This is a genomic window from Vibrio sp. T11.5, from assembly GCF_027587155.1.
GTDB lineage: Bacteria > Pseudomonadota > Gammaproteobacteria > Enterobacterales > Vibrionaceae > Vibrio > Vibrio neptunius.
This window is the reverse complement of record NZ_JAPPTP010000003.1, coordinates 145,279-160,781: the sequence shown is the minus strand read 5'-3', so window position 1 is coordinate 160,781 and position 15,503 is coordinate 145,279. Positions and strand designations below refer to the sequence as shown.

13 protein-coding genes and 1 pseudogene are annotated in these 15,503 nt (G+C 44.7%); 7 read left to right on the top strand and 7 right to left on the bottom strand.

Going from position 1 to position 15,503, the window contains the following annotated elements; genetic code table 11:
• Positions 1–14: 14 nt before the first annotated feature.
• From OH455_RS05290 to OH455_RS05280, 3 genes are all read right to left on the bottom strand, one after another.
• A complete protein-coding gene (locus OH455_RS05290; RefSeq protein ID WP_269980607.1) occupies positions 15–2,015 on the bottom strand; it encodes a GNAT family N-acetyltransferase in 2,001 nt (666 codons plus the stop codon).
• Between the two features lie 105 nt (positions 2,016–2,120).
• On the bottom strand, positions 2,121–3,092 hold the full coding sequence (locus OH455_RS05285; protein ID WP_206369572.1) for a ParB/RepB/Spo0J family partition protein: 972 nt from the start codon (positions 3,090–3,092) through the stop codon (positions 2,121–2,123).
• 7 nt (positions 3,093–3,099) lie between these two features.
• Entirely contained in the window at positions 3,100–4,317 is a 1,218-nt protein-coding gene (locus OH455_RS05280; protein WP_045977140.1) for a ParA family protein, read from the bottom strand.
• Between the two features lie 1,259 nt (positions 4,318–5,576).
• On the opposite strand from OH455_RS05280, the gene OH455_RS05275 reads away from it, so the two are divergent.
• A complete protein-coding gene (locus tag OH455_RS05275; RefSeq protein ID WP_269980606.1) occupies positions 5,577–7,547 on the top strand; it encodes a replication initiator protein RctB domain-containing protein in 1,971 nt (656 codons plus the stop codon).
• 494 nt (positions 7,548–8,041) lie between these two features.
• On the opposite strand, the pseudogene OH455_RS05270 reads toward OH455_RS05275, so the two are convergent.
• The 3 genes and pseudogenes from OH455_RS05270 to OH455_RS05260 form a co-directional block, all read right to left on the bottom strand.
• Positions 8,042–8,513: pseudogene (locus OH455_RS05270) on the bottom strand (transcriptional regulator).
• Positions 8,510–9,442: an ABC transporter ATP-binding protein gene (locus OH455_RS05265; protein ID WP_269980605.1), complete on the bottom strand. Its 933-nt coding sequence runs from the start codon at positions 9,440–9,442 to the stop codon at positions 8,510–8,512. Before OH455_RS05265 ends, OH455_RS05270 begins: the two are co-directional and overlap by 4 nt.
• The gene (locus OH455_RS05260) at positions 9,439–10,287 is read right to left on the bottom strand and encodes an ABC transporter ATP-binding protein (RefSeq protein ID WP_269980604.1); all 849 of its coding nucleotides are present in this window, start codon (positions 10,285–10,287) and stop codon (positions 9,439–9,441) included. The genes OH455_RS05265 and OH455_RS05260 overlap by 4 nt, the downstream gene beginning before the upstream one ends.
• A gap of 371 nt (positions 10,288–10,658) precedes the next feature.
• Between OH455_RS05260 and OH455_RS05255 the strand changes: the two genes are divergently transcribed.
• The 4 genes from OH455_RS05255 to OH455_RS05240 all read left to right on the top strand — a co-directional run bounded on the left by OH455_RS05255 (position 10,659) and on the right by OH455_RS05240 (position 13,430).
• Positions 10,659–10,856 carry a PA3496 family putative envelope integrity protein gene (locus OH455_RS05255; protein WP_269980603.1) on the top strand — a complete coding sequence of 66 codons (198 nt, stop codon included), beginning with the start codon at positions 10,659–10,661 and terminating at the stop codon, positions 10,854–10,856.
• 161 nt (positions 10,857–11,017) lie between these two features.
• Complete coding sequence (locus OH455_RS05250) at positions 11,018–11,227, top strand: DUF3283 family protein (RefSeq protein ID WP_006959884.1); 210 nt, start codon at positions 11,018–11,020, stop codon at positions 11,225–11,227.
• Positions 11,228–11,316: 89 nt separating this feature from the next.
• The gene (locus OH455_RS05245) at positions 11,317–12,033 is read left to right on the top strand and encodes a YebC/PmpR family DNA-binding transcriptional regulator (RefSeq protein WP_198562688.1); all 717 of its coding nucleotides are present in this window, start codon (positions 11,317–11,319) and stop codon (positions 12,031–12,033) included.
• Between the two features lie 167 nt (positions 12,034–12,200).
• Positions 12,201–13,430, top strand: coding sequence for a lysozyme inhibitor LprI family protein (locus tag OH455_RS05240; RefSeq protein WP_269980602.1), 1,230 nt, complete (start codon positions 12,201–12,203; stop codon positions 13,428–13,430).
• A gap of 60 nt (positions 13,431–13,490) precedes the next feature.
• Here OH455_RS05240 and OH455_RS05235 read toward each other — a convergent pair whose 3' ends face one another.
• Positions 13,491–13,730 (bottom strand): DUF2798 domain-containing protein, encoded by a 240-nt coding sequence (locus OH455_RS05235; RefSeq protein WP_269980601.1) that lies wholly within the window; start codon positions 13,728–13,730, stop codon positions 13,491–13,493.
• Positions 13,731–13,812: 82 nt separating this feature from the next.
• Here OH455_RS05235 and OH455_RS05230 point away from each other — a divergent pair, with 82 nt between their 5' ends.
• The gene (locus OH455_RS05230; RefSeq protein ID WP_269980600.1) at positions 13,813–14,718 is read left to right on the top strand and encodes a LysR family transcriptional regulator; all 906 of its coding nucleotides are present in this window, start codon (positions 13,813–13,815) and stop codon (positions 14,716–14,718) included.
• A 38-nt stretch (positions 14,719–14,756) separates the two neighbouring features.
• Positions 14,757–15,488, top strand: a complete 732-nt coding sequence (locus OH455_RS05225) for an SDR family oxidoreductase (protein ID WP_206369564.1) — start codon at positions 14,757–14,759, stop codon at positions 15,486–15,488.
• Positions 15,489–15,503 lie beyond the last annotated feature (15 nt).

Below are 15,503 nucleotides of genomic sequence, written 5' to 3'. Positions count from 1 at the left end.
TAAATTAGTCTATTTTACACTGTCATCAAATCGAGCATAACCTGAATATCAACTCTCAATTGCTGCTCGGTTTGCTTCCTTCCACTCAAACTGAACTCGTCACCGCATTCTTGCCAGCTTCGCTGCTGCAATAATTTTCTAATCATTAAATCAGAGCTGTTTTGCAATGCCGTATTTGAGGCTAGCAACATATTTGCAATAAAAGGAGCCACGCATTCGTACCCAGCACCTCCCTTGCAATAACGAGCGATCAACTCAAAGAACCCTCCGAATTCATCGGAAGCATCTTCCTTACGCAATAGATTACGTACAATGTCGGTTTCAATATCATTAAAAGCTTCACCTAACAGATAGGGCATTGATTGCTCAAAGTGGTTCTCAGCAGTTTGTAGCCAGGTTGGCTGCCCTTTTATCATCACGACAGAGTGGCAGCCACTTGCTTGGTCACGTTGGATACCCAGCTTCACCGCTGTGAATCCATTCTTGAACCAGAACTGGAGCAATTCGCTAGTCGCTCCAAAACTGGTAGAAATAAATGCCGCGTCACTACCTAGAGACAGCTGCTCCACCATAGATGAGCCGATCCCTTGCTGCTGATAATCCGGGTGAGTAGCAATTCGCATGATTCGTAAACTGGCTTGGCGAGCAGCCTCCCCCACTCCGATTTGGTTTGCCAGCATCACTGGCACTAGGTGCCCCTTAGGTCGCCGGTTGCCTTGCTGAATCGATTCTATCAAGGTTGGCTCTAGTTCCCCCTCGCAAACAGTCAGCATACACCCAAGACAGTCACCATAATTGAATGCAGCAAAAAGCTGAATCGCCTCATCTTCCAGCAACAACATTAAGTCATTCGGCGATGTCTGGTAATGCGCATTCACTAGCAAAGCAAAACAAGTTCGCAACAATTCAGGGTTGTTTATCAATTGAGTCTTATCAATCTTACTGAGCTTAACATCAGATGAAAGAACCGTTTCCGTCGGGGTCAGTTCCGCATTCAGCAAAAATGTGTCGAACAACCAATTTTCCAAAGGGTCATCCTTACTCCAACGTATAGGTTGTTCAAGATGATAAAATGCGGTTCCAGCTCTTTGTTGTTTCAGCCATTGTTGAAACTTGAGCGTAAACCCTCTGCCACATCCTTCATAACCATGAATCGTGGTAGAAAAGACGCAGCGATGGTGTCGCTCAACCATTTTTTTCAGCATAGGAATTGGAATCGCGGAAGCTTCATCAACCAAAAGAAAATCACATTTTGGTTCTTGTCTGATCAATTCATCTGGTGCTATGAACGTGAGTGAGGAAGCATTATAGCGAAGGTTTCCCTTGTTCAACGACGCACTAGGCAACAATCGCTGAGCATGCTCAAACACAGGGGTGACGGTAGCTAAGCTAGGTGCAGTCACTAGAATACGAAGGGTGCGAGTTTGCATCAGCTCAGCAGCCGCTATGCCCAACGCACTACTTTTTCCTCTTCCGCGATCAGCAGTCAAGACCAATGGACGTTTGCGATGGCCTTCGACAACTTTGCGAATCTTTTCAACAGCGATGTTTTGCTGCAGAAAGGGAGTAGCTTCAATCTTTTCAACCAAAGGAAGTGACGGAAATGATTGAGCCTGTTCGATACAAATCAAACGCTCTAATGCGGAATTTAGCCACTGTGTGGCTAGGGCAGCAGAGTCAGATGGCGGTGGCAAAATCACCACTACGCCCCCACCTTTCACACAACCTAGTACCGCACTGAATGAGCTAGCATCAAACTCTGAGGACAAATCACACACCAACAGTGAACACTCTTGCCCCAATAACCGCAGCCCGTGTTTGTAAGACACACAATAGCGCTGGTCACTGTCAACACAAAGGTCACCACCAAGCTGAAAGATATTGGCTCCTGCATACAAGTCTTTAATCGTCGATAGAGTTTGCTTTTGCCAAAGCTCATCACCTTTGAGCACAACACCGAATCTATGATTAGCCGTACGAGCAGAATGCATTAGCTGAGAGAAATAATCGCGCATGGGCCGTTGTCCGGTTTCAGAATGTATGCGAATTATAACAACTTGGAACTAGAAATGAGAGATAGAAAAAAGCCGCTCTTCGCGGCTTTCATGTACTGACTGATGTTATTTCAATTTAGACGAAACAAAATCTAGGATTTCCTGCATAGTGGTATCGTCGACTTTCTTCAGGTTGAGCGCTAAATCAGCGCCTTTGCGGCTATAGCTCGCTCTTCCTTTAATGAGATCAACTTTACGAGTGGTAGGCCTCTTGCTTGGTGCAAGCGCTTCAATCCATTGCTCAATGGTCTCCGATACTTCTTTAGTGATACGAGCCACACCATGAGCCTGGCTACGTTGCCAGACGAAACCATCGGTTGACTGGCATTTATCCAAAAGTTTACTGCGGTTCGCGCTACTCAGCTCATTAAACTGCTTATGCAACTTAACAATGGTAGGACGACCTAAGTCTGCGACATTTGGGTAAGCTTGAAGTAAAGTGAGCGGCAAATCGGCTGCTTTTAATGCCCCACTCACCAAAGCCTCACTGCATTGGAACATTTTTGCCAGTGCTTTCTGATCTTCCGCTTCGCCACTTTCCAATTTAGCCTGCATCTCTTTGCCTTTCTCATACAGAGACAGCGGCTTGTGCGCGTTAGCGACATCGGACAGGAATTTTGCGTGCTCGCCGTTGATGTTTTCAGCAACGTAAATCAAAAAATCTTTATCAGCCAAGATACATGACATGCGACGACGACTACCATCGAGTACTTCGATTTTACCATCATCACGTTTACGACCGACTGCCGGATATTGCTGACCGCGCTCTTTCAACGTAGCGAGAACATCGGATAACGCGTGCTCATTCAGAAACGATTGCTCGCGAGCATTTTCAGCAAACACGACAGTATCTTCTGCAACCTGATTAGCCGGAATACGCACTAGTTCAAAGGTCACTACGTCTTCACCAGCGACAGAGAGCTCAATAACCTGAGCCTGATCTTTCGCCGCCTTTTGTGCTTCCTGAGGGGTGGCAACGTGGCGTTTGTTCGCCTTGCCAAACAATCTTGCGTTTAAATCTGAAGTCTTAATTGCCATAGTCTAATTACCCCTGATTTAGTGATGACCAGTTGCTGTGAAGGACACGTTCTAGTTCCAACGCACTCTTTTGAACAGCGTCTTGCGCTGTCGCCAAGGTCTTTTTACCACCTTCGAAATCGCCCGTTGTCAGGTCAAACACAGTACTGTAGGTATCAGCACAAGTTTCAAAAGCACGGCTACGTGGAATAGTGGCCATTGTGACTTGATCGCCTAATAGATAGTTCATTTCGGTCAGAACTGCCACTTGCTTCTTGTTGTCATCTTCAAACATAGTCGGCATCAAGCGAACAAACTCTAGTCCCTGCCAATCTTCTGGGAACATCTCATAGACAGTTGGCAGGTGTTGGAAAAAGTTAACCGTTGACGCCCAGTCTAAGCGTTTTGCCGCACATGGGATCAGCAAAGCATTGGAGGCGTACATCGCGTTCCAGACCAAAGGATCAACGTGTGGTCCCGTATCAATCATAATGATATCGAAATCGTCAGCAATTTGGTCAATCAGTTTTTGTTTAAGTAGTTTTACTATGTCCAACGACTGATTCTGTGACAGGTTTTGCCACGCTTCTGCGTTAAACATTGCGTCTTCTGGGAACGCTGATACGGTTTTCAGGTTCGGGTACTGAGTGGGAAGCAACACATTTTTATGCAGAAACTCTTTGTCGACTTCAACGCCTTCAGGCACGTTGTCGAGCATGACATCCACAGCTGAGTAAATGTTATCGTGGTCAGTCAGGCTAATTTGCGGATTAAGGAATAACCGTAGCGAGCCCTGAGGATCTAAGTCAATCAGACAGATGCGGTAACGCTTGTCTAAATTTAACGCTAAGCATGCAGCTAGATGTACGGCCGTCATGGATTTACCAGTGCCGCCCTTCTGGTTTTGAACGTTAATGATCCAAGGTTTGTTGTCATTATTCTTCTTACGCTCATGGAATTTTGCTACACCTGCAGCGTCCATCAGCATATGTGCTTCTTGCAGCGAAATTGAATAATGGTTTGCATTATTCTTAGTAAACTGATGACCGGATTCTTCAAGTTTACTGATGGCCTCATCCAGTTTACGGCGAGTCAGACCTGAACGAGTTTCCATCAAAGCTTTCGACATTGGTGGAAAATGCTCATCACTGCGCTCTTCTAAAACAATCTCAATGCGGTCGGCCTGAACCTGAGCTGTTTGCTCAGCCAGCTGAATGAGACTTTCGATTGTCTGTTCTCTTTTCATTGCCAAATTCCATTATTAGTGACTGTTATCAATTGTACAGCATAATAAACAAAAAACAACGAAAAGGTGAACATACATTTATCGACAGCAATCACATTAATAAGAGAATTTTTAATCGATTTAATGAATCCTCAATAAAACCTGTCAATATTTAACCATAAATATGGTGAAATAACCCTGTAAGAATCTCCCACAATAAAAGTGTTACAAGGTCACATATTTACATTGTAAACTTGATAGCCACTAAAAACCGTCTTATTTTCTCGGAACGATTGATATCAGCGTATGATTTACGGCCAGTGTAATTCCGATTGCGAATAACCTTATTACTTGCTAATGACATACAGCGAGTACGACTGAAACAAGCTTTTCGAATTAGTACTCTAGATGAGCGATAAATTCACTCTCTGAAAGCATGATCAAGGTAACTCCTTTGATCATGCTTTCGAATGTAAATCATGAGAGAGGAACCATGATCAAGGTAAAATTAGACATGATTCAAGGACTCATACGCATAATTTAAAATGATCATAGTACGGATCAATGATCAAGCTCGTTTGTTCCTCGGAAGCATGAAAATATCTTACTAAGTTACGGCAGAGTGCAGATGAACTAAGGGATTAAGCTAATATGACCAATTCTCAACATCAATCGAGGAACCAACTTCGTGATGTATTGTACATCGGCTTTTATCTTGATCATGCTTTCATACGCCAAGCTAGGGAATGAAATCGATGTCAATCAACGCAAAGATGTTAAATGGATTTCACGTTGATGAATAAAGCGACATTTATGAGCCATTTTCCAGACGAATCAAGAACACCTTGATCATCGTTTCCTACTTATTTGTACCAAAATGCATTACTCTGTATGCATGTCTAGTTAATCGTGAATATTCGTTGTGGATAAAGTGTGAGTGCACGATGATCATGCTTCTGAAGAACTAATGATCATGCATTCGAGCTGCTATTGATCATCGTTCTGGACAATATTGATCATGCTTTCACTCTAGTTATGATCATCGTTCCGAACTATTCATGATCATGCTTTCAACGGTGTATAAAAAAACACTTTAAATTACATTAACTTAAAATCGAAATCACACTCAGATCAATAGATCATATAATCATTTAAGATCACTTTAATCATAAAGATCAGCTTATTAAAACAATAAGTTTCCCCTTTATTTATGATCGATTTTTCTTTATCCTTTCGGAACCATAGCGATATTACGGCCATTGTGATACGGATCATAATAAATGAGCTCAGAAGAAAAAGTATTGATCAAAGCTCCTAGGAGCCATAAAGATGGGCACATGTTTGAAGTGTCTGAAGCCGCAGTCAATTGGGTTGAACAGTATCAACACTTCAAAGGGGTCACTAAAAGCATAGTTGAACTTCTGAATCTCATCTCTCTACAAGGTTTCAGTAGTAAAGATGGCCTAGTCTCCACGACAGAACTGATTGAAGCAACAGATGGCCAACTGACTAGAGCAGCGATCCAGCAACGATTACGCGCTGCTGTGAACATCGGTTTGTTCCAGCAAATTCCAGTTCGATTTGAAGAGGGTCTCGCAGGAAAAACAATGCTACATCGTTTTGTGAACCCCAACAAACTGATCTCAGTACTTGGCGCAACTAGCCTTATGACCGAATCGGTAAAACAGACCGAAAAGCAAAAACGCTCTAAAGCGTTAGCGCAGACTCACGTTAACAAACGTTTGTTGAATGAATATGGTCTGAACACTCCACCAGCAATGAAAGATGAAGCAGACCAGTTTGTTGTGTCACCCACCAACTGGGCTGGCATTATTGATCAGGCCTTAGCTCCTCCTCGTACGCGTAAGCAGTATCAGAAAAGTATGGTGTCGATCTCAGGTACTAAAGCCGTGATCGAAACGCGCTCTTCGAAGAACATCATGACAGTAGATGATCTTATGACGTTGTTTGCCTTGTTTACTCTAACCGTTCAATATCACGATCATCATCAGCATCAGTACCAGTTAGATGCGAAGCAGGCACCAAATAAAACACCACTCTACATTACCGATATTTTGTCAATGCGTGGCAAGAAAGACAGTGGTCCAGCGCGTGATTCGATCCGCGATAGCATCGATAGGATCGAATTTACCGATTTTCAATTACATGAACTCACAGGGCGCTGGTTGAGTGAGAACATGCCAGAAGGCTTTAAGAGTGATCGTTTTCGTTTCTTAGCTCGAACCATTACTGCTTCAGAGGAAGCGCCAACAGAAGGTGCAGATGGCGAAATTCGTATTAAGCCAAACCTCTATATCTTGGTCTGGGAGCCGTCCTTTTACGAAGAATTGCTGACTCGGGACTATTTTTTCCTCTTTCCACCGGAAATCCTGAAACAACATACGTTAGTTTTCCAGCTTTATAGCTATTTCCGAAGCCGAATGTCACGCCGTCATACGGATGTTATGCTACTCAGCACTCTCAATCAGAAATTGGCGCGCAACATAGAGTGGCGTCGATTTTCTATGGATTTGATCCGCGAATTGAAGAGATTATCTGAAGGAGAGAGGACAGAGGAACTGTTTGAGGTAAACCTCTGGGGTTACCACCTGACGATCTCGACGATTGAAGAGGGCGGTAAGATCAAAGACTATCAGCTTGACATTAAGTGCGACGCCGAAGAAGTCCTTCGTTATTCTCGTGCCCGCACGACCAATGCTGGTAAGCGCAATATGGCTCCCACTTTACCAAACCCGCTACGTAATGAAATGGTGACAAAACAGCAATTGGATGAAATGTCTCAGATCATTGATGGCGAGTTCGAGCCAATTCAACGTAAACAAAGATCGCCTAAAGGGAAATTGGGCCGTCGAGTAAAAGTTCGCAAGCATCTTGTTGAGATTAACGCGGATGAAATCACTATTACTCTATCTAAATATACCTCACCAGAGGCTCTAGAACGCTCTATAACGGCTTTAGCAGCGATGACCGGCCATTCTCACAATTCAATTCAAGAAGAGTGTCAGGAGCTCATTGAGAAGCTTGATTTCCTTCGTGTAGGGGAAAAGATCATTCCATACGAGACACTTAGCAAGCTGATTGAACTTTACAATGGCCAAAGTGAAAACAAGCATTTATCCATTGAACGCCTGATCGCCGGCTTAGCTGTGAGACGCAAAATATGTAAACAGGTTTATGAAGGACATCTTGATGAAGCTGTATTTAGAGTGCTTGACGAAGTAGCAGTCTGATTAAAGATACCGCTCACTTTCGTATTAGCCAGCCGTTCATTGCTGGCTTTTTTACCCTTGATTACACAGTGACACAGCCTGTTACACACCTAGAGTGAATAGACAAATCTACTACATTCCCCTGACAGTGAACTGACATTGGTTGCAACTGAGTTGGATAACATTTACCTCGAATAGACAACCTTTTGTCCTTTCTGATGAATAAGGGATCTGGATTATCCCTGATAGATTGGCTCATATTGTTACATTCATTCTGAATATTTCGCGAGTTCTTAAGAACTCGCTTTTTTTTGCCTGCTATTTCTCAACCACTGAAAGCATGATCATGGCAAAGCCTTGATCATTGTTCCGTCAGTGTAAAAACCGTGAGTTTTGTTGTGAGCGCTATTGGTTTTGCGATCATCCAAATCAACCGCAGATAAACCAATAAGATCGCTGTTTTTGAAAATCTCAACAATATCAACACGGTCTCCGTAACACTGTCATTCAAACGATCAATGACACTGTGCGGATAAACCTTGATCATCGTTCCGATGATTCATTCCAGTTTTGTGCGGCCATAAACTGGACGTGTGACTCAATCAGTTGATGTGACTGAGTTTGCCAGTGTGCTTCGGGACGTTGATTACAAAACTCTAAACTGAGCACCGCCAGGTTTTGCAGGCGTCTCATGCACCAGTCTTTTAACAATAACTCTGTTTCGCTTTTGCAGGCGCACAATTGGAGTTTGCTGTAGGCAAGTTGCAGATACTGGTAAGCCTTATCAGGTTGTGAGTAGCGCTCAAAATGGAAAACTCGCAGACAAGTATCCAACCAGCAGGCAATAGCTTTACTTTGTAATTCGCTAATCTCTGGCCCCCAAACTTCGTCAGGCACACCTAGTACTAAAGCTTCAATACCTTGATCATGCTTCTGTGTTTGGTACCAGTTGTCGATGTGTGAAACCCAGTTATCAAGCGTCATCATGCAGCTTTAACCCAATGTTTTACAAAATGATTTGGACCAATTTGATCATAGCCTTGTTGCACTACTGCACTAGTCGCGCGAATTTGATCAGCGTCCACAGAGTAGTTTGGTTCACTCTTGACCAGATGGCCAAACGGCAGATCAGGATCCGGTACCGCAGAGATCAACAGCTTGGTGTAAGGATGTTGCGGATCGGTTAAGATCGCCTGTGTGTCACCCCACTCAACAATCTGGCCTTTATACATGACGGCGGTTTCCTCCGCGATATAATGAGCGGTCGCTAAATCATGGGTGATATACAAAAAGCCGATACCCAGCTCCTTCTTCATTCTTTGCATCAGTTTAAGCACGCCAAGCCGGATCGAAACATCAAGCATCGATGTTGGCTCATCAGCCAATATCACTTCCGCGCCAACTGCTAGTGCTCGCGCTAAATTCACCCGTTGTCGCTGGCCTCCACTTAACTGGTGAGGGTACTTTTCTAATGTGTCTGGTGCGAGTTCGACTAAGTCCAATAACTCATTCAATCGTCGTGTGATGGCGTGGTTGCTCTTTACCTGCTTATGGATCTTAAGAGGGCGGGTGAGGTGATGAGCAATAGTATGAGTTGGATTAAGTGAACCAAACGGGTCCTGAAACACCATTTGCACTTTACTGCGATAATCAAGCAGGGCTTTTCGGCTTTGGATCTGTTCAATGTTGTTGCCGTTAAACAGGATCTCTCCTGATGTGGCCGAGTGGACTTTGGTGATCAAGCGGGCACAGGTGCTTTTTCCACAACCGGACTCACCGACCAGAGCCAGAGTTTTGCCTTTGTGGAGACTAAAGCTGACGCCTTGCAGTGCTTTAAACCTATCTTGTGAGGCGAAACCACCGCCAATCGTGAATTCTTTGACAACATTGTTGAGTTGGATAATAGGCTGGTTCATACCGTGGCTCCTTGCGCGTGATGCTTACCTGTATGAATGTTGGGGAATGACGCCCAAAGCTTCTGTGTGTAAGGATGCTGAGGATGGTTACGGATCTGCGTCGACTGATTGATTTCAACGATTTCTCCGTGGCGCATAATGGCAATCCGATCACACAACTGGCTCATTAGTGCCAGATCATGAGTGATGAACAGGACTGAGAAACCAAACTCTTCACGCAATTGATAGATTTGCTGTAGGATCTCACGTTGTACCACGACATCCAGTGCGGTTGTGGGCTCATCCATAATGATCAGCTTCGGGTTGAGCGACAAAGCAATCGCAATCACGAGTCGCTGGCGCATGCCGCCACTGAACTGGTGAGGATATTCGCTTAATCGTTCGCGGGGAATGTTGACCAAGTCCAGCAGCTTTTCTGCTCGGTCTTTCGCCTCAAGGTCACTCATGCCTTTATGATGGCGTAACACGTCGGCAAACTGTTCCTGAATGGGCAGAACTGGGTTCAGCGAATTCATTGCGCTTTGGAAAACCATCGCAATTTCGCTCCAACGAATCGCGTTTATCTCGCGATCTGACAGCTTAAGCAGATCTTGACCGTTGAAATGGATTTGCCCTTCAGAGATGAACGCGGGTGGCTTGTGGAGGCGATTGATAGCAAAAGCTATCGTACTTTTACCACAGCCAGATTCGCCCGCAAGACCAAATATTTCACCTTTGCCTATATCAAAGCTGACCGATTTCACGGCGCGAAAGTCGCCGTTGTCCGTTATGTAGTCGATGCACAAATTACGAACCTGAATGATCGGGTCGTGATGTACCGCATGCGTTAACTCTTTATCACTCATAATCACACTTACCTAAAAATAAAAGAGAATAATTATCATTAACTTTTAGTTTTTGACTGAAAAGAAGTCGTGATTAAAACAGTGAAGTGACTCGAAAAAGGTTTGGTATCTGAACAGGCTTGTCATTTGTGAAGGAGAAGTACCACTGGAGTTGGCGTGAAAAGTGAGAGCTGGATCGCCTTACAAGTGTTAGGGGTAATCCCTTAAATATACTTCGCCATTTGGCCACGCGCAAAGCTTATTTATACAAAAAACAGTAACTATGTGCGAACTATTAGCGCAATCACATTATCAAGCTAAAATTCTTAACAAGGACGGCGAGCTTTTGCTACAGATTAGCTGTCCCTTGCATGGTTTGTTCGGAGGTTACAATGTCCATTAATTCTATTGACCATGATGAAATGACGATAATCACAGACAAGTGGGACTTCACGGAAGAAGTACAATCACAGAAGCCAACCAAAAGTGTTAAGTCGGCGGAGGCTCGTCGTCGTATTGAAGCATTAAGAGAGATTCGCGAAAGCGGCTTAACCATAGAGGAAGCGAAAGACCTAGGCATACTGCACTAGATGTGATGACAGTGATAATCGATGTAAGGGTGGGTCATATCGCCACCCTTAATTTTTCTTTTTTTGATCTTAGTTAACGCACTTGTCGTGCTTTGATGTCCATTTAAGTTGCGGATGTGCTATATTCCCTCTCCATATTTTTGCAGATTCAGCCCCTTTGTATGTCGATTAATTTATCTACCCTCCCGGCCAACGAAAAAAACAAAATTGAGCTTGATAAACAGGCCTCATTTTTAGTCTGGAAGCTGCGTGAAGCGAAAGCAGGGCCAGATGAAATTGATCAGCAAGCGGATAAAATCAGAGATGAAGATGAACGAGCATCTTTTCTCGAATCTGTAGCCAAGTACAAGCGAGTGATGGGTGTCGCCTGACGCCCTATGTGCAAGACATCGAGAAATTGAAATGGTCTCGATTTTTGCTAAAATCCTTCGCGTTAAATTGAATTAGAGAGAACATCCCGATGGGAAGAAGTTTTGAAGTGCGCAAAGCCTCGATGGCGAAAACAGCTGGCGCAAAAATTAAAGTTTATTCCAAATACGGTAAAGAAATTTACATGTGCGCGAAAAATGGCGGTGCAGATCCAGACATGAATTTGTCTCTTAAGCACCTGATCGCAAAAGCGAAGAAAGACCAAGTTCCTGCACACGTTATCGACAAAGCGATTGATAAAGCGAGTGGTGGCGGCGGTGAAGACTACGTTCCTGCACGTTACGAAGGCTTTGGCCCTGGCGGTACTAGTGTTATCGTTGATTGTCTAACGGATAACGGTAACCGTACTTTCCAAGATGTACGCCAGTGTTTTGTTAAAACAGGTGCGAAAATTGGCGTTGAAGGTTCAGTTTCGCATATGTTTGATCACCAAGCGGTATTCCAGTTCAAAGGCGATGATGACGAGATCATTCTAGAAACGCTAATGATGGATGATGTGGATGTCACAGACGTTGAACTAGAGGATGGTGTGATCACGGTATTCGCCCCTCACACTGAGTTCTTCAAAACGAAGACGGCTCTAAACGGCGCTTTCCCAGATCTAACGCTTGATGTTGAAGAAATCACATTCGTTCCTCAAACTCACACGCCGGTTGCGGGTGAAGATGCAGAGAAATTCCAAAAATTCCTCGATATGCTAGATGATTGTGATGATGTTCAGCAGGTTTACCACAACGCTGAGCTGTAATCTCAGGCACATTAACGAGTGCTGAAAAATTGCTAAAAAGGGATCCTCGTGATCCCTTTTTTGTTTCTGAACACTGAGAAAACTCATCATCTGATTAGACAGGGCATTGTTTTTTAGGTAATAAACGCTTTCAATAGATGCTGGTTAGATAAGGTACCGGACGACAGATGAGTAAACGACTTGCGATATTTCTTAGCTGCTGTGTAGCATTTCCCGCAATCTCTGCACAAACGAATGCGCTTGAACGAGCCAATACACTCTTTGAGCAGGGGGATGAGGAGCAAGCCAAATCGTTATACATGGCTGCCGCAGAACAGGGCAGCGCTGAGGCGCATTTCAGGCTCGCTTATCAATATATCCTGTCTGACCAGCAGAGTGTCTATCACTATCAGCAAGCCGCTTTGCAGGGCCATCAAGAGGCACTAGACAACTACCTTCAGAAGGTGTTTTTTAGAGCGGGCAGTATATCAATGTCAGACCCTAAAAGCGCGCTTGAGACCTATCAGAAGGCCAAAAAACACAACCCCGCTTTATCGCTTTATGGTGAAGAACAGATAATCCAAACGCTCCGCTATGCGGCAGAGCTACCTGAGCGGGACGTAGAAGCGTTCTTCGAGATGTATGACGTAAAGGATGAAGATGGTAACTGGCCATTTTATGATGTATGGGAGTTGGCAGAACAGGCATCGCGTGAAGGGAGTGTATTTGGTAAACCCGACCCTGAGCTGATATTCTGGCTCATCACTCGTGGTGGTTGGGTTCCCGCTGAGCTGTCATATGCGGTCAAAGACTATTATCAGCATTGGAAAGACAACCAAGTGGTGCCTTTTAACCTATGCTATTACATTTCCAGCGGTGCAGGTGCTGGGTATTGCGCTAATAGAGATGCACTAGAACAAGAAACTCGTCGTCAGAGTGAGTTAAGTGCTTTGAATGCGCAACTCTCAGGGCAGTATTCAGCATTGATAGAGGCCGCTTACAACGAAATGACGACTTTTGTTACTCTTAAAGCGCAACAAGAAGAAATGCATGGTGGTTCTGGGAGAGGAGCTTGGATTAGTGAATCCATTCAAAAACAGAAAAACCGCTATCTTGAGGCTTTGGATAAAGCGGTTCAAGGTCATATCCAGAATGTGCTTACGCCGTTGGCTGAAACTGACAGGCGTCTCAATGCGACTTACCATGAGGTGATGGATTATCTCAAGCTGCCATCCCCAGAGTATATGTTGCCGAAACCTCATTCTTTCGAATTACGAGAGGTACAAAGACAGTGGTTAAAGCACCGAGATGCGACTTGTCGCTTAGTGACTGCGCCTCATCCGTCGTTAAAAGAGCAATGCCTGAATTGGCTCACCGCTCAAAGAGAACAGCAACTGCGCGACATCATGATTCAATAACCATTTCAAAACAGTGAAAGAGGGAGCAAATCAGACGCTCCCGTATCGCTCACAAAGCAATCATTGGGCCTGTGATACAACACCGCCCCCAGCTAGCCAACTTGAGAGCTTACGTATTAGCGGCAGTACGGTCAGGTTGAGTACGAGTGCTGCTGGCCACGCAAGGATAAAACTGTCGAGCCAGATCGCTGGCCATTCGCTACTAAAGCCAAGTTTATAGCCAGAAATTAATCCAGACATGATGACGGCCATAGTCAGTGAAGAAAGTAGGGCTGAAATCCAAAAATGTTTGCGACTCATATTTCGCCTCCTCTGCTTGTTCTTATGTTGTCACTAAGGATATAACTAGCCATAAGTGAAAAAAATAAGCAGGTTTAGAAGTATGAATTCCATATTTGGAAACATTGATGACCTTTATTTGTTCTGTTGCGTTGTCGAAGAAGGTTCTTTACTGGCTGCGTCTAAGAAACTGCAATTGCCAGTATCAACCATGTCGCGCCGTCTCTCGGCGTTAGAGCAGCGTCTGAATATCCGTTTGCTTGAGAAGAAGGGTAGGGAGCTGGTCGCAACACAAAGTGGTCTACAGACGTTTGAGGTGTTGCAGAGCGGTATGGAGTCGATCGAGTCTGGCTTTGGTCAGATGGTTTCAGATACTCAGCAAGTCTCGGGTAAGATAAAGCTTGCACTACCCCACAATTTTTATTGTGCTTTTGTGGGCGATGTCGTTGAACAGTTTTTGGTTGATTACCCCAAAGTCTCACTCGACTTGGTGCTGAGTCAGGAGCAAGCCGTTCCCCAAACTGACCGAGATTTATTGATCACCTTCGATTTGGCAGAAATGAATGACATGATAGCCAGACCTTTGTTTAAAGCTCGCCATGCCTTCTTTGCCAGCCCTGAATACATCAAGCGAGTGGGGAATGTAAAAGATTTACAGCAGCTCAGCAAGCTGGATTGGGTTAGTGTCGATCATGCATTAGACATCTCGGTTTACGAACAGGAACGTTTGGTTGATGTCATGACGGTCAAACCTAAGTTGATTGTTAACGATATATTGGCGGTATGCGGTGCGGTTGAAAAAGGGTTAGGCGTGGCTTCTTTACCATTTAGGCATGTTCACGAAGGGATGAATATTGTCCGAGTGTTGCCTCAGTATCAGCGTAGTGTGAGACAGGCGTATCTGGTATATAAACAAAGGCGCTACCAACCTAAGGCGTTGACCTTACTGGTTGAGCGTTTAATGAGTGGTGTGGAGAAAATGCAGGAACCAACGCATTTTACAGTGTAAAACCAACCTAATAGAAAAGATAAGGAAAGGACGAGCAGATGGATAAAGTGGTCATCGTGACAGGCGCGGGAAGAGGGATTGGAGCAGAAACCGCAAAGCTTCTTGCAAAGCAGGGCTACGCTGTGTGTGTCAATTATCTTAAGAACCACCAGCGTGCTGATGAGGTGGTGGAGGCGATAACTCAGTCGGGTGGTCGTGCGTTCGCCCATCAAGCGGATGTGTCGGATGAAGATCAGGTTGAAACTATGTTCGGTGTCGTCAAGGCTCGTTTTGGTGTGGTGACTCATCTGGTGAACAACGCTGGTGTCTTGTTTCAGCAAACGACGTTGAATAAGGTTGATGTTGAGCGGTTTAGACAGGTGATGGAAGCCAATGTAGTGAGTTGTTTCCTGTGCTGCAAAGCGTTTATCAATCAACTGGATGCGTCAGGAGCTATCGTCAATGTCTCATCGGCAGCGTCAAGAACAGGAGCGCCGTTTGAATATGTCGATTATGCCGCATCGAAAGGAGCGATGGATTCCTTAACTAAAGGTTTATCTTTAGAGCTGGCTGAACGTGATATTCGAGTCAATGGCGTCAGGCCGGGCTGCATTTACACTGAGATGCACGCCGATGGCGGTGAACCAGGGCGTGTAGACCGACTCGCCTCTCAAATTCCGCTTGGACGTGGTGGCACGGCACTAGAGGTTGCTCAGTCGATCGCTTGGCTACTGTCTGATGAAGCATCGTTTGTGACCGGTTCGTTCATCGATATCGCAGGTGGAAAATAGGCAAACGGAACTGGC